The organism is Klebsiella sp. JB_Kp031, from assembly GCF_040064295.1.
GTDB classification, from domain to species: Bacteria; Pseudomonadota; Gammaproteobacteria; order Enterobacterales; family Enterobacteriaceae; genus Klebsiella; species Klebsiella quasipneumoniae.
This window is the reverse complement of the sequence record NZ_JBEAJW010000038.1, coordinates 1-22024: the sequence shown is the minus strand read 5'-3', so window position 1 is coordinate 22024 and position 22024 is coordinate 1. Positions and strand designations below refer to the sequence as shown.

19 protein-coding genes and 1 tRNA gene are annotated in these 22024 nt (G+C 55.0%); 13 read left to right on the top strand and 7 right to left on the bottom strand.

All coding sequences use genetic code 11. The features are described 5' to 3' along the window. The first annotated feature begins 10 nt into the window (after positions 1-10). The 4 genes from ABLV64_RS17365 to ABLV64_RS17350 all read left to right on the top strand — a co-directional run bounded on the left by ABLV64_RS17365 (position 11) and on the right by ABLV64_RS17350 (position 3610). Positions 11-85: transfer RNA gene (locus tag ABLV64_RS17365), tRNA-Arg, on the top strand. Between the two features lie 363 nt (positions 86-448). Continuing rightward, positions 449-1786, top strand: a complete 1338-nt coding sequence (locus ABLV64_RS17360; RefSeq protein ID WP_186933353.1) for a sensor domain-containing diguanylate cyclase — start codon at positions 449-451, stop codon at positions 1784-1786. A 117-nt stretch (positions 1787-1903) separates the two neighbouring features. After that, positions 1904-2386 (top strand): WbuC family cupin fold metalloprotein, encoded by a 483-nt coding sequence (locus ABLV64_RS17355; RefSeq protein ID WP_032456441.1) that lies wholly within the window; start codon positions 1904-1906, stop codon positions 2384-2386. 363 nt (positions 2387-2749) lie between these two features. Continuing rightward, positions 2750-3610, top strand: a complete 861-nt coding sequence (locus tag ABLV64_RS17350; protein WP_025999167.1) for a hypothetical protein — start codon at positions 2750-2752, stop codon at positions 3608-3610. A 30-nt stretch (positions 3611-3640) separates the two neighbouring features. Here ABLV64_RS17350 and cynR read toward each other — a convergent pair whose 3' ends face one another. Further along, positions 3641-4549 (bottom strand): transcriptional regulator CynR, encoded by a 909-nt coding sequence (gene cynR / locus ABLV64_RS17345; RefSeq protein WP_186933354.1) that lies wholly within the window; start codon positions 4547-4549, stop codon positions 3641-3643. 132 nt (positions 4550-4681) lie between these two features. Here cynR and ABLV64_RS17340 point away from each other — a divergent pair, with 132 nt between their 5' ends. The 3 genes from ABLV64_RS17340 (at position 4682) to ypdK (ending at position 6742) form a co-directional block, all read left to right on the top strand. Beyond that, on the top strand, positions 4682-5140 hold the full coding sequence (locus tag ABLV64_RS17340; RefSeq protein WP_004202034.1) for a nucleoside deaminase: 459 nt from the start codon (positions 4682-4684) through the stop codon (positions 5138-5140). Beyond that, a complete protein-coding gene (locus ABLV64_RS17335) occupies positions 5137-6333 on the top strand; it encodes a CynX/NimT family MFS transporter (RefSeq protein WP_017899497.1) in 1197 nt (398 codons plus the stop codon). The genes ABLV64_RS17340 and ABLV64_RS17335 overlap by 4 nt, the downstream gene beginning before the upstream one ends. 337 nt (positions 6334-6670) lie before the next feature. Continuing rightward, positions 6671-6742 carry a membrane protein YpdK gene (ypdK, locus tag ABLV64_RS17330; protein ID WP_099119320.1) on the top strand — a complete coding sequence of 24 codons (72 nt, stop codon included), beginning with the start codon at positions 6671-6673 and terminating at the stop codon, positions 6740-6742. 69 nt (positions 6743-6811) lie between these two features. Here the strand turns inward: ypdK and alaC are convergent, their stop codons facing one another. After that, positions 6812-8026 (bottom strand): alanine transaminase, encoded by a 1215-nt coding sequence (alaC, locus tag ABLV64_RS17325; RefSeq protein ID WP_004202031.1) that lies wholly within the window; start codon positions 8024-8026, stop codon positions 6812-6814. Positions 8027-8312: 286 nt separating this feature from the next. After that, positions 8313-8411 (bottom strand): hypothetical protein, encoded by a 99-nt coding sequence (locus ABLV64_RS17320; RefSeq protein ID WP_032431109.1) that lies wholly within the window; start codon positions 8409-8411, stop codon positions 8313-8315. Here ABLV64_RS17320 and ABLV64_RS17315 point away from each other — a divergent pair. After that, positions 8410-10107, top strand: coding sequence for a sensor histidine kinase (locus ABLV64_RS17315; RefSeq protein WP_017899496.1), 1698 nt, complete (start codon positions 8410-8412; stop codon positions 10105-10107). The two genes, ABLV64_RS17320 and ABLV64_RS17315, sit on opposite strands and share 2 nt — an antisense overlap. 11 nt (positions 10108-10118) lie before the next feature. Beyond that, positions 10119-10856 carry a LytTR family DNA-binding domain-containing protein gene (locus ABLV64_RS17310; RefSeq protein WP_069135932.1) on the top strand — a complete coding sequence of 246 codons (738 nt, stop codon included), beginning with the start codon at positions 10119-10121 and terminating at the stop codon, positions 10854-10856. A 54-nt stretch (positions 10857-10910) separates the two neighbouring features. Here the strand turns inward: ABLV64_RS17310 and glk are convergent, their stop codons facing one another. Next, entirely contained in the window at positions 10911-11876 is a 966-nt protein-coding gene (glk, locus tag ABLV64_RS17305; RefSeq protein WP_348843044.1) for a glucokinase, read from the bottom strand. A 263-nt stretch (positions 11877-12139) separates the two neighbouring features. On the opposite strand from glk, the gene ABLV64_RS17300 reads away from it, so the two are divergent. After that, positions 12140-13375, top strand: coding sequence for an ion channel protein (locus ABLV64_RS17300; RefSeq protein WP_348843045.1), 1236 nt, complete (start codon positions 12140-12142; stop codon positions 13373-13375). On the opposite strand, the gene ABLV64_RS17295 is transcribed toward ABLV64_RS17300, so the two are convergent. Next, positions 13372-15033: a thiamine pyrophosphate-binding protein gene (locus tag ABLV64_RS17295; protein ID WP_004202025.1), complete on the bottom strand. Its 1662-nt coding sequence runs from the start codon at positions 15031-15033 to the stop codon at positions 13372-13374. The two genes, ABLV64_RS17300 and ABLV64_RS17295, sit on opposite strands and share 4 nt — an antisense overlap. 180 nt (positions 15034-15213) lie before the next feature. Between ABLV64_RS17295 and ABLV64_RS17290 the strand changes: the two genes are divergently transcribed. Both ABLV64_RS17290 and ABLV64_RS17285 read left to right on the top strand, forming a co-directional pair. Beyond that, the gene (locus ABLV64_RS17290) at positions 15214-16206 is read left to right on the top strand and encodes an aldo/keto reductase (protein ID WP_348843046.1); all 993 of its coding nucleotides are present in this window, start codon (positions 15214-15216) and stop codon (positions 16204-16206) included. A gap of 130 nt (positions 16207-16336) precedes the next feature. Further along, complete coding sequence (locus ABLV64_RS17285; RefSeq protein WP_023318845.1) at positions 16337-16696, top strand: DUF2502 domain-containing protein; 360 nt, start codon at positions 16337-16339, stop codon at positions 16694-16696. Positions 16697-16752: 56 nt separating this feature from the next. Here the strand turns inward: ABLV64_RS17285 and ABLV64_RS17280 are convergent, their stop codons facing one another. After that, positions 16753-17994 (bottom strand): Nramp family divalent metal transporter, encoded by a 1242-nt coding sequence (locus ABLV64_RS17280; protein ID WP_004202021.1) that lies wholly within the window; start codon positions 17992-17994, stop codon positions 16753-16755. 345 nt (positions 17995-18339) lie between these two features. Here ABLV64_RS17280 and nupC point away from each other — a divergent pair, with 345 nt between their 5' ends. Next, positions 18340-19542, top strand: a complete 1203-nt coding sequence (gene nupC / locus ABLV64_RS17275; protein WP_012540950.1) for a nucleoside permease NupC — start codon at positions 18340-18342, stop codon at positions 19540-19542. A gap of 48 nt (positions 19543-19590) precedes the next feature. On the opposite strand, the gene ABLV64_RS17270 is transcribed toward nupC, so the two are convergent. Continuing rightward, a complete protein-coding gene (locus tag ABLV64_RS17270) occupies positions 19591-21762 on the bottom strand; it encodes an EAL domain-containing protein (protein ID WP_080841613.1) in 2172 nt (723 codons plus the stop codon). Positions 21763-22024: the final 262 nt, after the last annotated feature.

Genomic DNA, 22024 nt, shown 5'->3' with positions numbered 1-22024 from the left:
GTGCCGCCTTGTCCCCTTAGTTAAATGGATATAACGAGCCCCTCCTAAGGGCTAGTTGCAGGTTCGATTCCTGCAGGGGACACCACGCCCCTCCTGTTTTATGACGGATCCACGGCGATTTTTGATGATTTTTCTGCAGCTCCGGTAGATAGTTCACTCAAGCTAGTACCGACCTGATCATCAATGCCCCTCCCTGTTAACGCACAAAGTGATTTATTTATAGATATAAAACCCGTTGCGCCATTCCTCTTTTTAAAAAGAGGAAAACACCAGTGATCATTTTACAAATAAAATGAAAGACTCACAGGAAAAGATGAGTTGTAAAACGTAATGATATCGTCAGCAGCAACCGCACGAAAAGCATACTGCTCACTCCTCACCGTCATTCACAATATTGATATTCACGATCATAACAACATAGTTTTCTTACCCTGACAGGTATGACCTAATGAACAGGCCTTCAGCCTCATCAACGCTCCGGACACCGTTGTTTTTTATTGTATCTATACTGGCGCTATTTTGCTTAATTAATTTTACCACAACCTACATTAACACGATAACGACCCCGGCGCCGTTGTTGTTTTACGGCATGACCCTTATTATATTGATATTTTACTTTTTAATATCAATAACTATCGCTTTAAAATACTTAAGTGATAAACGCTGTCTGTTTCTCATACCAGTAGCCTGTGCCTTTATTGGCTCTGCCATAATGATGATTCTTGCGTTACAAAATTACAGCAAACTGTTTTATTGCAATCTCAACGACTCAATCTCATACAAGGAATTTCTGCGGTATTACTTTTACCGCAACGCCTTAACACTCACCCAAATCATCACCGCGGCATTAGTATACAGATTTCGTTCTCATCGCCTGCTGGCCTCCCATAATCACATTATTATTACCTTTGCCTGCATAAGCCTTACTTTAGCTATCGTCCTGATTGTTGGATTTTCCTCAACGCACTTGTATGAACCAACGATTCGCTTAGCCAGTAATATAATGGTTTACATGTGGACGCTCCTCTTTTTCACGACGATTGCATTAACCCGCTTCAGAAATATATTCTGGACAGGAATCTATTTTTACTGCTTCGTTTATATCTTAACCTTCTCTTTCTTAACAACCGCAGATGTCGCTAGCGAAAACACATGGTATAAAGCGAGGCTTTTCGAAACGCTGGGCACCCTGATCTTTATTATTATTATTTTCCTTAATGCGTTTAAGCTTTATCAATTATCCAACAATAAATATGAGAATGCCTATCAGAACTCGATTCGTGATTATCTGACGCAGCTGTACAACCGTCGCTATTTTTACCTTGCGCTGACAAAAAAAATGCAACGGGTCTCTGTGCAAAAACCATTGTCTATCTTGTTATGCGACATCGATCATTTCAAACGCATAAATGACAAATATGGCCACTTTCAGGGAGATCTTGTTATTCAGTATGTAGCCTGGGTTCTTCAGGATCAGGTTCGAAGAGATGATATTGTGGCCAGAACAGGCGGCGAGGAATTTGCACTATTACTGCCTGACGTCGGCCAACAGCAGGCGCAACTCATCGCCGAGCGGATTCGCCAGGCCATTATCTCCCCAGGCGACGTCAGCAGCAGGGTTAAACTCCCCGAGAGCGTCACGATCAGTATCGGCCTTGCCACTACGGAGGATCCTAAAACGGTAGAGACTGAATTACTTAACCGCGCCGACGACGCCCTGTACCTGGCAAAAAAAGCAGGAAGGAATTGTGTGGTTGCCTGGCAGAAGTCCTCCTGTACTCGATAGCCTCGACAATTAACCGACAGCAACACGCTTTCTGCGTACAATATCGCGTGGCCTGGGCGTCAACCTACCGCCCTGCCGATTCAACATCTCTGGACAACAAAGGAGCCAGGCGTTGGTATGAAACAGATCACCCTTAGCGATATGCAGCAGCAGAGCGAAGCGGCAGCCACTTCCCCGCGCTTACGTGCCCATCGCAATTTTCACCCTGAGCTGAGCGATCCGGTGCAGCGCCTGGCTATCGCTATGGAACCCGGCACCTATATCCGCCCGCACCGGCACCGACATACTTTTGAACTTTTGCTGCCGCTGAAAGGCCGCTTTGTGGTGCTAAATTTTGATGACCATGGCGTGATTACTAACCGGGTGGTGCTGGGTGAAACCTGCACGGCCCTGGAAATGGAGCCCGGCACCTGGCATACGGTGCTCTCACTTGACGCAGGAGGAATGGTATTTGAAGTCAAACAAGGCGCTTATCAACCGCTTGCTGAAATCGACACCATGGACTGGGCGCCAGCCGAAGGGCAGCCGGGTACCGCGGAGATGATGGCCTGGTATGCCATCGCGCAGCCGGGGGATCGCTATCCCTCTGTGTCGCAGTAAGCCTGGCCGCTGCAAACGGATGCTGCGAGCATCCGTTTGCGTTATCCCGGTCGTCGCGGCATTTGTCTCCAGAGCCGCGTACTCCTCATGCTGCGTTCACCCTCGTCGGAGTCATTAATAAAAATAACAAAAAAGTGTTGTATTCAGGCGCTAAGCAAACTATTTTTCTCGAGCGAAATAAATGATAGGATAACGCAGTCAAGTTAATATCTGACGTAACAATAAGAATAATCAACTTATCGATATAATATTCTCAACGTGAATGCGTTTCATTAATCAGGTCAGGGAGCTCAGGCAATAAAACGTGGCTGTTAGATGATTACGCCCAATACTAACCGCTATTTTTTAGCAGCAAAAAAACTTATGAATATAACAGAACGGAATATCTGGAAATTAAATAATTTACCGCCAATGGAGTATTGTTCTCTCCCCCGGGCGCAAAAATTATTAAACTGCGAAATTGAAGACATTCTTCACTGGCATGATATCGGCGCGATCAATCTATGCCTGAAGCTTAACCCGACGCGGGGAACATTAAAACTCGCCGTCCTTTCTCATCAGGAAAAAGAAGTAACCAGCACATTTAATCCACTCAATTCATCGGAGACGGTGGAGACCTTCTTGTCGCCACACTCTCATATCCATAGCATTCTGCGGCTTGATGGCGATATTCCCGTCATGGAAACCCTGCGCGGGAATACCGTCACGCAGTTCAACGTCAAGGTCACTGCGTCAGGACTCTGGCATCCGCACAGCCGGAATTTAATGGCGTTACTGGAGGCGCCTGACGATATTCATCATGAAAACAGGCTCAGCATGATGCTGCCTGAGAAACCGTTTGTATATTGTCACTTCATTCCGCAGGAGGCAGAAAACCCCACCCTGTCATTGAACCGGCTCTATATTACCAGTCAGGCAATTGAGAAAATATTTGCCCATAGCATTAGCGCCCGACCGATGGATGTCACAAAAAATCCGCTACGGCAACAAACCGGTTATATCCATCAGGAATTAACCTCCCTTCCGCAAAGTGAGGTACTGCTGGAATTTATCCACGATCTAATTCAGTCCCATACTTTATTTAATGTGAAATTGCAGAAGATGGCTGAGCCAGACAAGACCCAGCTCTTTCATCACGTGCTGGAAAGGCTTAAGGAGGAAGTCATGCTGAGAGAGGATGTCCTGCCCAATGAGGCCGACTTCAGCAGCGCAACCCACCGTTAGTCCAGGCTCGCCGCCGAGCGACGCAGGCCGTCAGGCAGGAGGCAGGCGGTTTTCCTGCTCAAGCGTTAGCGCAATCTCCCGCGCCAGGGCGATAAATTCGCGTGCCGCGGCGCTCTGCCATGCATCCCTGCGCTGTAGCAAACAGGCCGTTCGCTGCAGCAGCGCAGGTTCGAGCTCAATAGCCACTACATCATCAAACTGCCCGGCGATCGCCGCCGGCAGCAGTGTCGCAAGGGGCGTGCGCCGAATGACCGACATAACGGCGCCGATAGAGTTGGCCTCCATCCGCACGTCAGGTTCGAGCCGATGACGACGGCAATAACGATCGATCTGCTCCCGGGTGGCAAACTCGCTGCTCAGTAAAATCAGCGGCTGCGCGTCGAGCGCCTGCAGCCGGAGCGCGTTCTCTCTGGCCAGAGGATGACTGCGGCTCACCACCAACGCGAGGGTTTCCGTCAGCAGCGGATGAACGACAATATCCCGGGAACGGCTTTCGTCAAAGGCAATGCCGACATCCAGTTCATCCTGCAGCAACATCGTTTCCATGCGCTCCTGGTTCATCTCCTGAATCAGCAATTTCACTCCGGGGTAGCGTCGATAGTAGTTTTCCACCAGCGGTCCCAGCATATAGGTGGTGAAGGTCGGCGTCATGGCAATGCGGAGTTTGCCATGCTGCAGATCCTCAGCGTCATGCAGAGCGCGCCGCCCTTCCTCAAGATCGCGTAACGCCCGGCGGGCATACTCCAGCCAGATCTCTCCGGCATCGGTTAACCGGGTATAACGGCCAGAACGATCGAAAAGCTGAACCTCCAGCATGGCTTCAAGCTGGCGGATCTGCTGTGACAGCGCAGGCTGGGAGACGTGCAGCGCCGCGGCGGCGCGAGTAAAGCCACGGTGTTCTGCCACGGCGATAAAGTAGGAAAGATGGCGCAGGAGCATCCGCTTACCTATAAGTAATTCAACTAGGGTTAATCATAAATAAGTCTTTTAACTTATGAAACAAGTTACGTACCCTCTACGCACGACCCGTTGCCTTTTTTTCCCTGAACAGCATCTTATGCAGGAGTGACTATGTCCGCTCACGATCGCTATCTCCAGCGCGCCCTAACGCTGGCAAACCACAACATCAGCCACGGCGGTCGTCCCTTTGGCGCCGTGCTGGTGCGCCATGACGAGGTTGTCGCCGAAGCCGTCAATACCTTTCATCTAAGCGGCGACCCAACGGCGCATGCCGAACTGAATGCCGTCCGCGATATTGCCGCCAGGCTGGGGAGCGAGGTTCTGCGCGAGTGCGTTATCTACGCCAGCGGACAACCTTGCCCGATGTGTCTTAGCGCCCTCTATTTAACCGGCGTGCGGGAAGTGTTTTTCGCCAACAGCAATCAGGACGGAGAACCTTTCCAGCTATCTACCGCCGCGATTTATCAGCAGTTGCAGCAGCCGCTGGCGCAGCAGACGTTGCCGATCCATCATCGCCCGCAGCCGGAGGGGCTGGCAGTTTATCAGCGGTGGGCGGAACAGCAGCCATGAAAGCCGTGTTGCGACAGAATCTGACGCTGGGGATCCTGGTGCTGATCGGCATAAATATGCGACCGCTGCTCACCTCCATCGGCCCTTTACTTCCGGAGATCCGCGCCGCCAGCGGGATGAGCTATACCCTGGCCGCGCTACTGACCGCCCTGCCGGTGATAGCGATGGGCGTGCTGGCGCTGGCCGCCGGTTCGGTCGATCGTTATGTCGGTCAAAACCGTAGCATTGCGCTAAGTCTGCTGATTATCGCGGCGGGCGCCCTGCTGCGGGAAATCGCTCCGAATAGCGGCCTACTGCTCACCAGCGCCCTGGCCGGAGGCGTTGGCATCGGCATAATCCAGGCTGCCATCCCGGCGGTAATTAAGCGCTTGTTCGCCCGCCGGACGCCGCTGGTGATGGGGCTATGGTCAGCGGCGCTAATGGGCGGTGGCGGGTTAGGCGCCGCGTTTACGCCATGGCTGGCGTCGCATTGCACAGCATGGCGGGATGCGCTGGCCTGGTGGGCGCTCCCCGCCCTCCTCGCCCTGTTCAGCTGGCTGGCGATTTGTCGGCACCTGCCCCGCGCCCCGCATCAGACCAGCGCCGCGCCCCGGGTGGCGATTATTGGCCAGCGCCGCGCCTGGACGCTGGGACTCTATTTCGGACTGATCAACGCCGGCTACGCCAGTCTAATCGCCTGGCTGCCGCCCTACTATATGCAGCTTGGCGACAGCGCCCAGTACAGCGGCTCGCTGCTGGCGCTGCTGACGGTTGGGCAAACCGCAGGCGCGCTGCTGCTGCCGGCGCTGGCTCGCCAGGATGACCGGCGCCAGCTTCTGCTGCTTGCTCTGGCGCTACAGCTGATTGGGTTCTGCGGCTTCATCTGGCTGCCGCAGCACTTCCCAGCGCTTTGGGCCCTCGCCTGCGGCGTGGGTCTGGGCGGCGCGTTTCCCCTGTGCCTGGTGCTGGCCCTCGATCACGCCGGGCAACCGACGGTGGCCGGCCGGCTGGTAGCCTTTATGCAAGGTATCGGATTTATCATCGCCGGCCTGTCGCCCTGGCTTTCCGGCCTGCTGCGTAGCCTGAGCGGGAACTACACCCTTGACTGGTCCTGGCATGCGCTTTGTGTCCTGTTACTCATGGCGCTCACGCTGCGCTTTATCCCAGCGCACTACCCGGCCGAGTGGCGACAGCGCGCCTCTGATCTGCATTAAACCGGCGGCGCGTGGCAACCTGAATGCCGCGCGCCAAGCCTGACTAGCCCCGCTAATCTCACTAACGAGAAACCCGTTTTGGTAGCGTCGCTGGCGCTAAATTTATTACCGGGCGAAATTAATGTGTCGCCGAATCACGACACTCGTAAGTAACTAAAAATTAATAAAAAAATGCCCCTTGTTTCCCTGATTTTTTAGGCGTACATTAGCGCCATCTGGAGCACTAAACGCACAGAATTGCGAGCTGCCGCAGGGTGAGATTTCACCGGCGACAGCCCTTGAAAAACAGAACAATTAATTCATTTGAACGTCGCATAAGCGCGTGGAGTGATGAGTCGTGAAATACTTCTTTATGGGTCTCTCTTTTATGGTCATCGTTTGGGCCGGTACTTTTGCCCTGATGATCTAGACTGCAGCGGTGTCAAAAAAACGGGAGCCCACAGGCTCCCGTTTTTGTTATAGCGTATTCGCCGAAGCGCTAGCTCGCAGCGGGCAGTAAGCCATCAGCGCGGAACATCGCCTTGATGCCGCGGATCGCCTGACGCGTCCGGTCCCGGTTCTCGATCAGCGCGAAGCGGACATGGGTATCGCCATAATCGCCAAAGCCAATCCCCGGAGAGACGCAAACCTTCGCTTCGTTAAGCAGCTTTTTCGCAAACTCCAGCGAGCCCATGTCGGCATAAGGTTCCGGAATTTTCGCCCAGACGTACATGGACGCCTTCGGACACTCAACCATCCAGCCGGCCTCGTGGAGCCCTTTCACCAGCACATCGCGGCGGCGCTTATACTGTTCCGCGATATCCCGCACGCATTGCTGATCGCCCTCCAGGGCCGCGATCGCCGCCACCTGCAGCGGCGTAAACGTGCCGTAGTCATGGTAGCTTTTGATGCGGGCGAGCGCGTTCACCAGGGTCTTATTGCCGACCATAAAGCCAATGCGCCAGCCGGCCATGTTATAGCTTTTCGACAGGGTAAAGAACTCGACGGCGACATCGCGCGCGCCGGGCACCTGCATAATGGAGGGCGCTTTCCAGCCGTCATACACGATATCGGCATAGGCCAGATCGTGGACGACCAGGATGTCATACTGCTTCGCCAGGGCGACAACCTTTTCAAAGAAATCCAGCTCGACGCACTGCGCGGTTGGATTCGAGGGAAAGCCAAGGATCATCATCTTCGGCTTTGGATAGCTCTCGCGGATGGCGCGTTCCAGTTCGTTAAAGAAATCCACCCCTTCCACCAGCGGCACCGAGCGCACCTGCGCCCCGGCAATCACCGCGCCGTAGATATGGATCGGATAGCTGGGGTTCGGCACCAGCACGGTGTCGCCATGATCCAGCGTCGCCAGCATCAGGTGCGCCAGCCCCTCTTTCGAACCAATGGTGACAATCGCTTCCGATTCCGGATCGATATCGACGTTATAGCGTTCTTCATACCAGCGCGAAATAGCGCGACGCAGGCGTGGGATCCCCCGCGAGGTAGAGTAACCATGGGTGTCAGGCCGCTGCGCGACGGTGCAGAGTTTTTCCACGATATGCGGCGGCGTCGCGCCATCGGGATTGCCCATACTGAAATCGATAATATCTTCGCCGCGCCGGCGCGCAGCCATTTTCAGTTCGGCAGTAATATTAAAAACGTACGGGGGGAGACGATCGATACGCGTAAAACGGCGTTCAGGACTGGATTCAGCCATAGGTTCCTCTGATTAACGTTAGCGCCCGGACCGTCCGAGCGACGCTGCCGCTGTTGCGGCTCGTTTAGAAAATAACCTGAAAAAAAACACGTTGTCGAGTGCCCTGACGAAAAATAATCACTGGCGTTAAAAACGGGTATCGTCTGCGCTAAATACGGCAGTACGCCGCGGGATGAATACCGTTTTGTATGCAAGTGGTAACATATTGATATCTTTTCTATCACGGGTATTTATCGTTTCCCCTGCTGTCTAGCGGTTTGTCGCCTTGCCATGATTCAATCCCCTTTTAAAAGTGTGTCTTTTCCTCATTATTTTTCTGCGGCTGGTCTTCTGTCGTCAGGTTTTTTATCATGTCCTTTTCTGGCCACTGACGCGGCGCACCCATGCACGAAATCTTTACTATGATGCTGGCGGTCTATGATCGTGCGGCCCTGATGCTTATTTGCCTGTTTTTCCTTATTCGCCTGCGCCTGTTCCGCGAACTGCTGCATAAATCAGCGCATACGCCGAAAGAGCTGCTGGCTGTCACCGCCATCTTCTCGCTGTTCGCGCTCTTCAGTACCTGGTCCGGTGTGCCGGTGGAAGGATCGCTGGTAAACGTGCGTATCATCGCCGTGATGTCCGGCGGGATCCTGTTTGGCCCATGGGTGGGAGCCATTGTCGGGGTGATTGCCGGTGTGCACCGCTATCTGATTGATATTGACGGCGTGACCGCCGTACCCTGCTTTATCACCAGCATCATCGCCGGTCTGCTGTCGGGGTTGATTAACCGCAAGGTGGCCCGCGATCAACGCTGGAAAATCGGCATTCTGGCCGGCATGGTCTGCGAGACCCTGACCATGATCCTGGTGATAGTCTGGGCGCCCTCTCTGAGCCTCGGCCTGGATATCGTCTCGAAAATTGGTATCCCGATGATCCTTGGCAGCGTCTGCATCGGCTTTATCGTGCTGCTGGTGCAGAGCGTGGAAGGGGAAAAGGAGGCCAGCGCCGCGCGGCAGGCGAAACTGGCGCTCGACATTGCCAACAAAACCCTGCCGCTGTTCCGTCAGGTCAACAGCGATTCTCTGCGCCAGGTTTGCGACATCATCCGCCGCGACATTACCGCCGACGCGGTGGCAATCACCAATACGGAACACGTGCTGGCCTACGTGGGCGTCGGTGAAGCCAACTATCAACACCATGACGATGTCATCAGCCCCACTACCCGACAGGCCATTCGTTATGGAAAGATCATTATAAAAAACAATGACGAAGCCCACCGCACGCCGGAGATCCACTCCTTAATGGTCATCCCGCTGTGGGAAAAGGGGGTGGTCACCGGCACGCTAAAAATCTATTACTGCCACGCCCATCGCATCACCTCGACGCTGCAGGAGATGGCGATTGGCCTGTCACAAATCATCTCCACCCAGCTGGAGGTTTCCCGCGCCGAACAGCTGCGGGAGATGGCCAACAAAGCGGAGCTGCGCGCTCTGCAAAGCAAGATTAACCCACACTTTTTATTCAATGCCCTGAACGCGATCTCCTCCTCGATTCGCCTTAATCCGGACACCGCGCGCCAGCTCATTTTTAATCTGTCGCGCTATCTGCGCTATAACATCGAATTAAAAGACGATGAGCAGATCGATATCAAACGAGAGCTGTATCAGATCAAAGATTACATCGCCATTGAACAGGCGCGATTCGGCGACAAACTGACGGTCATCTATGATATTGACGACGACGTCAGCTGCGTGATCCCGAGCCTGCTTATCCAGCCCCTGGTGGAAAATGCCATTGTGCACGGCATTCAGCCGTGTAAAGGGAAAGGGGTGGTGACGATTGGCATCAATGAGTGCGGCAATCGGGTTCGCATCAGCGTTCGCGACACCGGCAACGGCATCGATCCCGCCGTGGTCGCCCGCGTGGAAGCCGATGAAATGCCAGGTAACAAAATCGGCCTGCTCAACGTTCATCATCGGGTGAAACTGCTCTACGGCGAGGGGCTGCATATCCGCACCCTGACGCCAGGAACGGAAATCGCCTTTTATGTCCCCAATCACTCTACGCCGCAGGCGCTGACGGAGTCTCTGTTGTCATGAGCGGAGAAAAGATGAAAGTTATCATTGTGGAGGATGAGTTTCTGGCCCAACAGGAGCTCACCTGGCTTATCAACACCCACAGCCAGATGGAGATCGTCGGCAGCTTTGACGACGGTCTGGACGTGCTGAAATTTCTCCAGCACAACAAGGTCGACGCCATCTTTCTCGATATCAATATTCCGTCGCTGGACGGCGTTCTGCTGGCGCAGAACATCAGCCAGTTCGCCCATAAGCCTTTTATCGTTTTTATCACCGCGTGGAAAGAACACGCCGTGGAAGCCTTTGAGCTTGAGGCGTTTGACTACATCCTCAAGCCCTACCAGGAGTCGCGCATCATCAATATGCTGCAGAAGCTGACCGCCGCCTGGCAGCAGCAAAATAACGCCGCCTCCGGGCTAGCCAGCGCGGCGCCTCGGGAAAACGACACCATCAATCTGATAAAAGATGAACGGATCATCGTCACCAGTATCCATGATATCTATTATGCAGAGGCACACGAGAAGATGACCTTCGTCTACACTCGCCGGGAGTCTTTCGTCATGCCGATGAACATTACCGAATTCTGCAGCAAACTGCCCACCGCACATTTCTTTCGCTGTCACCGCTCGTACTGTGTGAATCTCAGCAAAATTCGTGAAATTGAGCCATGGTTTAACAATACCTACGTGCTACGCCTGCGCGACCTGGAGTTTCAGGTTCCGGTCAGTCGCAGTAAAGTGAAAGAGTTTCGCCAGCTGATGAATCTGTAGACGACGGGGAGCCCCGCCTTGCCGGGCTACGGCGGTAGCCCGGGAGGAATGCGCTTACAGCACCTGACCCAGCGTCTGACGCAGATGCGCGCCGGAGCCCAGCAGGCCTGGGTTGTCATGCACGATCAGGTAAACCGGGATATCCTGGACATAGGCTTTAAATCGGCCTTTATCCTCAAAACCGCCGCGGAAGCCGGAGACTTTAAAGAACTCCAGGAAGCGCGGCACGATGCCGCCGGCGATATACACGCCGCCAAACGTCCCCAGGGTCAGCGCCAGGTTTCCACCGAAGCGCCCCATAATGACGCAGAACAGCGACAGCGCCCGGCGACAGTCGGTGCAGCTATCCGCCAGCGCCCGCTCGGTGACCTCACGCGGCTGCAGGTTCTCCGGCAGTCGACCATCCGATTTGACTATCGCGCGATAGAGGTTGACCAGACCAGGCCCCGAGAGCACGCGTTCTGCGGAGACGTGCCCCAGTTCAGCGCGCAGCTCTTCCAGAATAATGCCCTCTTCTTCACTGTTCGGCGCAAAATCGACATGGCCGCCTTCGCCAGGCAGGCTGACCCAACGCTTATCAACGTGCACCAGATGGGCTACGCCCAGCCCGGTTCCGGCGCCATAAACGGCGATCGGTTTGCCGGCTACCGGCGCGCTGCCGCCGAACTGAATCAGGTGCTCAGCTTTCAGCATCGGGATGGCCATTGAAACGGCGGTGAAATCGTTAATAATCTCCAGGTGCGCAAAGCCAAGGTTGCGCTTCATCTCGGCGATGGAGAAGGCCCAGGTATGGTTGGTCATCGCCACCCAGTCGCCGGTGATCGGGCAAGCGATGGCGATACAGCCTTCGCTGACCGTCACCTGATGCTCCTCGAGATAGACGCGCACCACCGCCTCCAGACTGGGGTAATCGAGCCCGGAATAGGTCTTTGCACGAGAGATCTCTCCGCTCGCCAGATCACACAGCGCCAGGCGGGCGTTGGTCCCCCCGACATCTCCTACTAAAGCAAATTTTGTCATTCCGTTACGGCTCCGCTAAAGTCAAAATAAATCTTTTGGCACACTGTAAATTCATGGCGGCTTAACAACAACGTCCAACTCGCGGACGCCCCTTGTTTAGCGACACAGGTCACATTTAGTTTGTAATCAATGCAAAGTAGCCTATTAACGAGGCCACGGGTATCAGACGCCGCCTTAACTTTATCGTTTCAGCACCATTTGCATCGACGGTCCCCGTCGACAAAGGCAAAGTAGTGCTCCTGAACTTTAACAAGGACATTTTCATGCTCCATCCTCGCGCCAGAACAATGCTGATCCTGTCGGTGCCAGCTATCCTGATTGGCATCGCCTCCAGTTTCATCCTGATCGGCGCGATGAAAGTTGCCGCGTTGCTGCAGCGCATCCTGTGGAGCGATCTGCCTGTGCAGTTTGGGGTGAGCGCCGACAACCCGCTGTGGATCATCGCCATTCTCACGGCGACGGGGATCGCGGTGGGCCTGGTCGTCCGTTACAGCCCGGGGCACGCCGGGCCGGACCCGGCGACCGAGTCGTTAATCGGCGCGCCTATTGCCACCGGCGCGCTGCCCGGGCTGCTGGCGGCGCTGATCCTTGGCCTCGCCGGCGGCGTCAGCCTGGGCCCGGAGCATCCAATTATGGTGGTGAATATTGCGCTGGCCGTCGCCGTCGGCTCCCGACTGTTCCCCCGGGTCAGCTCTCTGGACTGGACCATTCTCGCGGCCTCAGGCACCATCGGCGCCCTCTTCGGCACCCCGGTGGCCGCCGCGCTGATTTTTTCGCAAACCCTGAACAGCAGCAACGAGTCGCCGCTGTGGGATCGTCTGTTTGCCCCGATGCTTGCCGCCGCCGCGGGCGCGCTGACGACCGGGCTGTTTTTCCACCCCCACTTCACGCTGCCGATCGCGCACTATAGCCAGATGCACTTCGTCGATATCGTCAGCGGCATGATCGTCGCCCTGATCGCTATCGCTGTCGGTATGGTCGCCGTCTGGTGTCTGCCGCGCCTGCACACGCTGATGCATCGCCTGAAAAACCCAATCCTGACGCTGGGCCTCGGCGGCTTGCTGTTAGGGATCCTTGGAACCATTGGCGGACATTTAACGCTGTTTAAGGGGCTGGATGAGATGCAGCAGTTGGCCTTCAGCCAGACGCTGACCGCCTCGGATTATCTGCTCATTGCGCTGGTCAAACTGGCTGCGCTGGTTCTCGCCTCGGCCTGCGGCTTTCGCGGTGGGCGGATTTTCCCCGCGGTCTTCGTCGGCGTGGCGCTGGGGCTGATGCTGCATGCCCACGTGGACGCCGTGCCGGCGGCAATTACCGTCTCCTGCGCGATCCTCGGCATGGTGCTGGTCGTCACCCGCGACGGCTGGCTGAGCCTGTTTATGGCCGCTGTGGTGGTTCCGGACACCACGCTGCTGCCGCTGCTGTGCATTGTGATGCTCCCGGCCTGGCTGCTGCTGGCCGGGAGGCCCTTAATGATTGCCAGACACCATACCGACTAAACGCGGCTGTTTCGTTCCTCCAGCGCCTGCGTCACCGCGCGCAGGAAATCGGGGATATCCATTTTCGGCAGCATCACTTCCACCAGGGTGAGAGTATCGGAGGTGATACTCTCCGCCATCGCCTCCCGTAGCTCAGCAGTGTGCGTAACCCGCCAGCAGCGCGAGGCAACGTCCGGGGCGAAGGCTTCCGGCAGGCGCCGCCAGTCCCACAGGGCAATATCATTGTAGCGCTGCTCCGGACCGTGAATCGCCCGTTCTACGGTATACCCTTCGTTATTCAGCAGCAGAATAAGCGGCTTTTGTTTATCGCGCAGCATAGAGCCCATTTCCTGAATCGTCAGCTGGGCGGCGCCATCGCCGACGATCAGCACCACCCGCCGCTCTGCCGCCGCGGTTTGCGCGCCATAGGCGGCCGGGAGGGTAAAACCAATCGATCCCCACAGCGGCTGGACGATCAGCGATGCCTCAGAGGGGAGCTTAAGCGCCGCGATGCCAAATGCCGCCGTCCCCTGATCGGCGAGGATAATATCGCCGGGGCGCAGCGCATCCTGCACTGTCGACCAGAAATTCTTCTGGGTTAACTCGCCTTCGCCCTCCTCTTCCACTTCCGGCGCCACGACCTGAGGCGCCGCCCACTCCGCCGCCAGCGGTGCGGAAAGGGACATCAGCGCAGCCAGGGCTTGATCCATCGGCACGCCGCTGAACCAGTGATCGCCCACCCTGACCGCGAAAGGCTGGATCTCTATCGTCTTCTCCCGCGCCAGATGCTGGGTGAATCCTGCGGTGATAGTGTCGGTGAAGCGCGTCCCAATGCAGATGATGGTGTCGGCGTTTTCGATAGCCTCCCGGGTCTGCGGCGCGCTGGCGATGCCGCTGTAGGTGCCGACAAAACCTCTCTGCTGCTCATCGAACAGCCCCTTGCCCATGAGCATGGTGGCGTGGGCGACGGGGGTTTTCGCTACCCACTCCCGGAGCGTGTTCTGCAGGCCATAGCGTTGCGCGAGGAAGTCCGCCAGCAGGGAAATGCGTCGACTGCCCCGCAGCAGGCGGCTGGCATGTTCGCAGAATCCGGCGAGCTGGTTTTGATCCGCCGGAGCGGCCTCCACCAGCAAGCGCTGCGCTGGGGCAATCGCTGCCGCTCTGGCGACATCGGCCGGCAACATCAGATAGCCGGGTCGATGATGCGTCAGCATATCGCGCAGAACACGGTCGATTTCATGGCAGGCGTTGCCAGCGGTCAGCAGCGCCTGGCTACAGGTGATCTGCTCGCTCATTCGCGCAAAATGGCGGAAATCGCCGTCACCCAGGGTGTGATGCAGCAGTTCGCCGCGCTGCTGAGCGCCAGTGGAGGGCGCACCGACGATATGTAATACCGGAATATGCTCCGCATAGCTTCCCGCCACGCCGTTCAAGGCGCTTAGTTCGCCGACGCCGTAGGTTGTTAGTAACGCGCCGGCCCCCTTAATGCGTGCGTAACCGTCAGCAGCATAGGCCGCATTCAGCTCGTTGGCGCAGCCGACCCACCCCAAGGCGCTGTGCGCAATGACGCGATCGAGAAACTGTAAGTTGTAATCTCCTGGTACGCCGAACAAGCGGTCAATACCGCAGTCAACGAGGCGATCCAGCAGATAATCCCCAATAGTGTAGGTCGGTTGCATGTCCATTATCCTCATTTTGGTGCAGGTGTAATTTGAGTATTGAATAAGCGATCCGCCTGTCCAGAAGGGGGACGATAAAGCCGGTGTAAAGCAATAGTTACGCCTAAAAAGCGGTGTACTCCACGCAAAACATTGATTAGTGTAAACGTATACACACCTTGTTTTATCTGCGGAGGAAGAATGGTTTACCAGGCAAGCACCACGCGATATCAAACGATGGCCTATCGTCGCTGCGGGCGCAGCGGCCTTCAGCTCCCGGCTATTTCTCTCGGTCTGTGGCATAACTTTGGCGATGAAACGCGGGTGGAAACCAGCCGGCAGATGCTCCTGCACGCGTTTGATCTCGGCATTACCCATTTCGACCTGGCCAATAATTATGGGCCGCCGCCGGGCTCGGCGGAGAGCAATTTTGGCCGCATCCTTAAAGAGGCCCTCCTGCCCTATCGCGATGAGTTGATCATCTCCACCAAAGCGGGTTACACCATGTGGGACGGCCCTTACGGCGACTGGGGTTCACGCAAATACCTGGTGGCCAGTCTGAACCAGAGCCTGCGGCGCATGGGGCTGGAGTATGTCGATATTTTTTATCATCACCGCCCGGACCCGGAGACACCGCTGACGGAAACGATGCGCGCGCTCGATCATCTTGTCCGCCAGGGTAAAGCGTTGTACGTCGGCCTCTCTAACTATCCGCTCGCCCAGGCGCGAGAAGCGGTGAAAATCCTTAACGACCTCGGCACCCCCTGCGTCATTCACCAGCCTCGCTACTCCATGTTTGAACGCGGTGTGGAAGGGGGATTACTGGATTTTTTGCAGACCGAAGGGGTGGGAAGTATAGCGTTTTCACCGCTGGCCGGCGGGCAGCTAACCGACCGCTATCTTAACGGCATTCCGGCAGACTCACGCGCCGCCAGCAGCAGTCGTTTTCTGCAGCCGGAGCAACTGACCAGCGCCAAATTAGAAAAAATTCGTCAGCTGAATACGCTGGCGGAAGCCCGCGGGCAGAAGCTGTCGCAGATGGCGCTGGCCTGGGTGCTGCGCGAGGAGAAAGTCACCTCCGTGCTGATCGGCGCCAGCAAAACCGCCCAGTTGGATGATGCGGTTGGGATGCTGAAAAACCGTCATTTCAGCGCCGGGGAGTGCGCGGCGATTGATGCCATCCTGGCGCTGTAAAGCAAATGTTACTTTAGCAAAAAGTGCTCTTTTCTGCGCTTTCGGAGTTCGTCCGATGCGACGGGTCTTTACCGGCCCGTAATATCAGGTTAACAGGCCGCTTACGGCCCCGATCGTGAAGGAGAAGAGTATGTTCAGGTCACTGATTCTGGCAGCAGTACTGCTGGCCGCAGCGCCACTAGTCGCTAACGCTGGTGAAATCACCCTGCTGCCATCGGTAAAATTACAAATAGGCGATCGTGACAATTACGGTAACTACTGGGACGGTGGCGGCTGGCGCGACCGTGATTACTGGCGTCGTCACTATGAATGGCGTGATAACCGTTGGCATCGTCATGACAACGGCTGGCACAAAGGCTGGTACAAAGGCAGAGATAAAGCCTGGGAGCGCGGCTATCGCGCGGGCTGGAGCGACCGCGACGACCATCGCGGCGGCTGGGGACGTGGTCCCGGCGGACGCGGTCACGGTCATGGACATGGCCATCACTAACAGACGAAAAGGGGAGCCCATCGGCTCCCTTTGCTTTATTCCGCAGCAGGAAGTCATCAATCCACCCCGAGCAGCGATCCCACAATTAACCAGCCGTTCAGGCTCACCACAATGGCGACTATCGCCCAGCCGATGCCTCTCACCCAACGGGTATTCACCAGGTCTCCCATTAGCTTTGCATTGCTGGTAAATATCAGCAGCGGCACCAGGGCAAGCGCAATACCAAAGCTGAGCAACACCTGACTCATCACCAGAATACGCGTTGGATCCAGTCCCAGCAGAATGACGACAAACGACGGCAGCATGGTGACCGCCCGGCGAAACCACAGCGGAATATGAAAGCGGATGAAGCCCTGCATGACCACCTGACCTGCGAGAGTTCCCACCACCGTCGAGGATAAACCTGCAGCGACCAGGCTGAGGCCAAAGATGGTCGCCGCCGCGTGGCTCAGGAGTGGCTCCAGCGTTCTGTAAGCCTGATCGAGATCGGCGACGCCGGTATGGCCGTTGAAGTGGAATGCCGCCGCGGCGGTCGCCATCATCGCCAGGTTAACGAACCCCGCAATGGTCATGGCGATCGCCACATCCCAGCGGGTCGCGTTATAGCGTTCTTTTCGCGTCCCGCCGTGCAGATGCTGAGTAAGCGAGGAGTGTAAGTAGATCACGTGCGGCATAATAGTGGCCCCCAGCACCCCGGCGGCTAAGAATACCGCCTCGCCGTTGGGCAGCGTAGGGATCGCCAGCCCTTTGGTCAGGGGAGCCAGCGCGGGCTGGGAAAAGATCAATTCAACGACATAGGCGACGGCAACAAACAGCAGCAAGCCGCCAATCACCTTCTCCAGCGGTTTTTGCCCGCGCCGCTGCAGCATCAGGATCAGGAAGGTCGCCACTCCGGTCAGCACCGCCCCTTGCAGAAGCGATACGCCCAGCACCAGCTTAAAGCCAATCGCAGCGCCGATAAATTCGGCCAGATCGGTGGCCATGGCGATGATTTCCGCCTGTACCCAATAAAACCACACCACCGGGCGCGGGTAATGGTCGCGGATCTGCTCGGCCAGGTTTTTACCGGTGGCAATGCCCAGTTTGGCAGAGAGCACTTGGATCAGCATCGCCATCAGGTTGGCCCATACTACGACCCACAGCAGCTGATAGCCAAAGCTGGCGCCAGCCTGAATATTCGTGGCGAAATTACCCGGATCGATATAGCCAATGGCAGCGACGAAAGCGGGCCCCATTAAGGCGAGCTTCACCTTGCGCGCGGCGCGACTACTGCTATTCTCAACGCGACTGCTAGTCATCTTCTGCCTCTGGAAATATAGCCTTTGCTATGTTTCATGCTATCAAAATGCGAATGATTATCAAGTTCATTTAGAATGGAGATAATAATTGCTGTGATAGGAGGGAACAATTGCTGGCCGGATATGGAAAAGGGCGTCAGAAAATCCGATCGCGCCAAATATTAAGAGTAGTACAAGAATGCAACTTTTAAAACCTTTACGTAACATAACAAAAGTGGATGTTTGATCACTATTTTTGCCATTGGTCACAGTTCCTTGCAATAGTGTGCAATTGATCTCGTTTTCTTTAAAGCCGTTGCATAGAATGTGCACGGAAATTTAACCTGCCTCATATTTGGAGCAACTATGGACCGCGTCTTGCATTTTGTCCTCGCGATCGTTGTGGTGGCTATACTGGCCCTGTTGGTCAGTCATGACCGTAAAAAGATCCGTATTCGTTATGTTGTTCAACTGCTTGTCATTGAAGTCCTGCTGGCCTGGTTCTTCCTGAACTCCGATATTGGTCTGGGTTTTGTGAAAGGCTTCTCCGAGATGTTTGAAAAACTTCTCGGCTTTGCCAACGAAGGGACAAACTTCGTGTTCGGCAGCATGAACGACAAAGGTCTGGCCTTCTTCTTCCTTAAGGTTCTGTGCCCTATCGTCTTCATTTCCGCTTTGATCGGTATTTTGCAGCATATTCGCATCCTGCCGATTGTTATCCGCGCCATCGGTACCGTGCTGTCGAAAATCAACGGCATGGGCAAACTGGAGTCCTTCAACGCCGTCAGCTCGCTGATCCTCGGCCAGTCGGAAAACTTTATTGCCTATAAAGATATTCTCGGCAAAATGTCGCGCAACCGTATGTACACCATGGCGGCGACCGCGATGTCCACCGTATCGATGTCCATCGTCGGCGCGTATATGACCATGCTGCAGCCGAAGTACGTCGTCGCGGCGCTGGTGCTCAACATGTTCAGCACCTTTATCGTGCTGTCGTTGATTAACCCGTACCGCGTGGAAGAGAGTGAAGAAAATCTGCAGATGTCGAATCTGCACGAAGGTCAAAGCTTCTTCGAGATGCTGGGCGAATACATTCTGGCGGGCTTTAAAGTTGCGATTATCGTGGCGGCGATGCTGATCGGCTTCATCGCGCTGATCTCCGCGCTGAACGCCCTGTTCGCTACCGTCACCGGCTGGTTCGGCTACAGCATCTCCTTCCAGGGGATCCTTGGCTATATCTTCTACCCGGTCGCCTGGGTGATGGGTGTGCCGGCAAGCGAAGCGCTGCAGGTGGGTAGTATTATGGCCACCAAGCTGGTCTCCAATGAATTCGTCGCCATGATGGATCTGCAGAAAATCGCCTCGACGCTCTCCCCGCGTGCGGAAGGCATTATCTCTATCTTCCTGGTCTCCTTCGCCAATTTCTCGTCTATCGGCATCATCGCCGGGGCGATTAAGGGTCTGAACGAAGAACAGGGCAACGTGGTTTCACGCTTCGGTCTGAAGCTGGTTTACGGCTCCACGCTGGTCAGCGTACTGTCTGCTTCAATTGCGGCTCTGGTTCTGTAACAGGCGCCAGTCCTCTGAGCCGGGCAATGCCCGGCTTTTTTTTACCCGTCATTCGCCCAGCGGCCGGGGCTTGCCCACCAGGTAGCCCTGCAGATAATTCACCCCCAGCTCCAGCAAGCGCGCTTTTTGCGGTTCGCTTTCGACATATTCCGCCACCACGCTCATCTGTTTCGCCCGCGCCATCTCAACAATCGATTTCACCATAATGGCATCCAGCGGGTCAGTGAGGATGTCGCGAACGAAGCAGCCGTCAATCTTGATGATATCGGCCTGCAGATGCTTCAGTCGTTCATAGTTCGCATACCCGGTGCCAAAGTCATCAATGGCGATGGCGCAGCCAAACGCGCGCAGCGCTTCAAGATTTTGCTGGCTGATGTCGGCATTGGAGAAGGCCTGCTCTTCAGTGACTTCAATAGTGATAAGGCCTGGTGAGACCGCATAGCGTTGAAACAGCGCGATAATCTGCGCGGCGCTGTCCTTTTGCATTAGAGTTGCAGGCAGCAGATTGACCGAGAATCGCTGGCCAGGGTGCTGATGAAGCACGCTGAACAAGGTCTCCAGCACCAGCATGTCGAAACGTTGGCTGAGGTTAAACTGCACAATCAACGGGATAAACTGATCGGGCATAATGACGCTATCGCCACAGCGCATGCGGGTGAGGATCTCATGATATCCCTCCCCTTCCCTGTTATGAATCGGCTGCGCATAGAGCATCAGCGCCCGCTCTTTAAGCACCTGCTTGACGCGCATGAGGAGGCGCACCTGTTCGGTGGTTTGATCCACCACCAGCTCCTGCTCCTCATCCAGGGCCAGCACCCGACGTTCGCTACCCGCCTGTTCGGAAAGCCAGCTTAGCTGACCCAGCATCTGGTGAAGCCCTTCGCGCTGACCGTCGTCGCGGCCCCAGGCCGCGCCAAACTCCAGATCCAGCGGCTGATTGTGCCAGCTGAATTTTTTGTGGTTGAGAACCGCGACCATATGGTGCAAACGGGACGAAGGCTCCGGTCCGTCAAGCACGAGGATCAGCTCGCTGCCCGGCACCTGGAAAACTTTATCCGCTGCCCCCAGCAGCGGTTGCAGCGCCCGAATTATCTGCCGTTTACAGTCCACCCCCATCATCAGGCCATAGTGCCTGCTGAGAAAGTCGAGATTATGAATACGCAGGCTGCAGATAACCTGCTGCGGACAGCTCTGTAAATGGCTCTCCAGCGCGCGCAGGTTAGGCAAGCCAGTCAGCGGATCTTCTTCCGCCTGACTACGCCAGCGGCGTTTATTGCGGTCGCTACGGGCATAGGTGTCTGCCATATAAAACAAACAGATAGTAAAGGAGATCAGCACTGAGAGCACAAAGGATAATGAATACTCGCTTTGGACGCCCTGGAGAAAGTTTTTGTTATACACCACCAGTAAAAAAGCCGAGACCGACCATGAAATACGCAGCAGCGCATGACCAATTCGGCTAATCCCGATAAAGTAGACGATAAAAATCACCGGAACTAAATAACCGGCAATAAATTCAGACTGATACGGCGCACACAATAGCGTTAATATCACCGCCAGCGCAATAAACCAATATAGCGTAAAGGAACGATATTTTGCTGCCAGCCACGGTAAACATTCCTGCCGCCAGAAACGTCGGGCGTAGCGTGGATTGATAATCATCCGCATTGGATAATATAAAAAAGTGGTAAAAATTAATGCCGCGCTGATTAAACTTTGAATATCTATTACGGTATAAATCAATGGCATACTGCCAAAATAGCTGGTAATAGATAAGGGAAAAGCAAAATATTGCCCGGCAAGGTACATGGTGAGTTTCAGCAGCACCGGCGCGAAGAAGCCGCCCCAGAAGATCCGCGCTCCCATATGTTTTGCCGTCGGGCCACAGCGCCAGCGCTTACCCACCATCAGTCTTAGAATAGCGCAGGAGAAGAACACCGCAAACAGCTGACAAAAGAGTAAGATAAGCGCCTGCGGTAGCGTTAATTTAATAAGAAAGCAATTGGTGATGGCAAATGCGAGGATTAATGGCGCAATCGCATAGCGGCCAAAGATAAAAATAACAGAAAACATCACGCTAATGGGCAGCCAGGCAATATAAATAAGATTGCCATCAATAACCGTTTGCGGTGAAATAAAACGAGCCAGCGGAATAGCGACTAAACAGACGATAAAGGCCAACAGAGTTTTTTTGATATTAATGTTAATTTTATCAACCATTATTGTTAATTAAAACTCCGGCAACCTCATTACGTTTAATGGGGGAAATGTTATGTTGCTTATTTAGGGCAGGCAAGGTGATTTATCAGGAAAAAGTCTGAAATTACTTTCGATTTTAATTGCTGGAGATTAACTGACTTAAGCAGAAAATGCTTTACATGAAAATAGATAAAAACAAAAACCCCCGCCGAAGCGAGGGTTCTGAATTTTGGTGGAGCTAAGCGGGATCGAACCGCTGACCTCTTGCATGCCATGCAAGCGC

What these genes read in the sequence shown, in the direction of transcription:
- cynR (WP_186933354.1), bottom strand. Translation starts at nt 4,549, where the DNA reads ATGCTCCTGCGCCATCTTTCCTACTTTATCGCCGTGGCAGAACACCGT.
- ABLV64_RS17315 (WP_017899496.1), top strand. Translation starts at nt 8,410, where the DNA reads ATGCACGAAATCTTTACTATGATGCTGGCGGTCTATGATCGTGCGGCC.
- ABLV64_RS17270 (WP_080841613.1), bottom strand. Translation starts at nt 21,762, where the DNA reads ATGGTTGATAAAATTAACATTAATATCAAAAAAACTCTGTTGGCCTTT.
- ABLV64_RS17320 (WP_032431109.1), bottom strand. Translation starts at nt 8,411, where the DNA reads ATGGGTGCGCCGCGTCAGTGGCCAGAAAAGGACATGATAAAAAACCTG.
- ABLV64_RS17350 (WP_025999167.1), top strand. Translation starts at nt 2,750, where the DNA reads ATGAATATAACAGAACGGAATATCTGGAAATTAAATAATTTACCGCCA.
- ABLV64_RS17360 (WP_186933353.1), top strand. Translation starts at nt 449, where the DNA reads ATGAACAGGCCTTCAGCCTCATCAACGCTCCGGACACCGTTGTTTTTT.
- ABLV64_RS17355 (WP_032456441.1), top strand. Translation starts at nt 1,904, where the DNA reads ATGAAACAGATCACCCTTAGCGATATGCAGCAGCAGAGCGAAGCGGCA.
- ABLV64_RS17310 (WP_069135932.1), top strand. Translation starts at nt 10,119, where the DNA reads ATGAAAGTTATCATTGTGGAGGATGAGTTTCTGGCCCAACAGGAGCTC.
- ABLV64_RS17335 (WP_017899497.1), top strand. Translation starts at nt 5,137, where the DNA reads ATGAAAGCCGTGTTGCGACAGAATCTGACGCTGGGGATCCTGGTGCTG.
- ABLV64_RS17285 (WP_023318845.1), top strand. Translation starts at nt 16,337, where the DNA reads ATGTTCAGGTCACTGATTCTGGCAGCAGTACTGCTGGCCGCAGCGCCA.
- ABLV64_RS17295 (WP_004202025.1), bottom strand. Translation starts at nt 15,033, where the DNA reads ATGCAACCGACCTACACTATTGGGGATTATCTGCTGGATCGCCTCGTT.
- ABLV64_RS17280 (WP_004202021.1), bottom strand. Translation starts at nt 17,994, where the DNA reads ATGACTAGCAGTCGCGTTGAGAATAGCAGTAGTCGCGCCGCGCGCAAG.
- glk (WP_348843044.1), bottom strand. Translation starts at nt 11,876, where the DNA reads ATGACAAAATTTGCTTTAGTAGGAGATGTCGGGGGGACCAACGCCCGC.
- alaC (WP_004202031.1), bottom strand. Translation starts at nt 8,026, where the DNA reads ATGGCTGAATCCAGTCCTGAACGCCGTTTTACGCGTATCGATCGTCTC.
- ABLV64_RS17300 (WP_348843045.1), top strand. Translation starts at nt 12,140, where the DNA reads ATGCTCCATCCTCGCGCCAGAACAATGCTGATCCTGTCGGTGCCAGCT.
- ABLV64_RS17290 (WP_348843046.1), top strand. Translation starts at nt 15,214, where the DNA reads ATGGTTTACCAGGCAAGCACCACGCGATATCAAACGATGGCCTATCGT.
- nupC (WP_012540950.1), top strand. Translation starts at nt 18,340, where the DNA reads ATGGACCGCGTCTTGCATTTTGTCCTCGCGATCGTTGTGGTGGCTATA.
- ABLV64_RS17340 (WP_004202034.1), top strand. Translation starts at nt 4,682, where the DNA reads ATGTCCGCTCACGATCGCTATCTCCAGCGCGCCCTAACGCTGGCAAAC.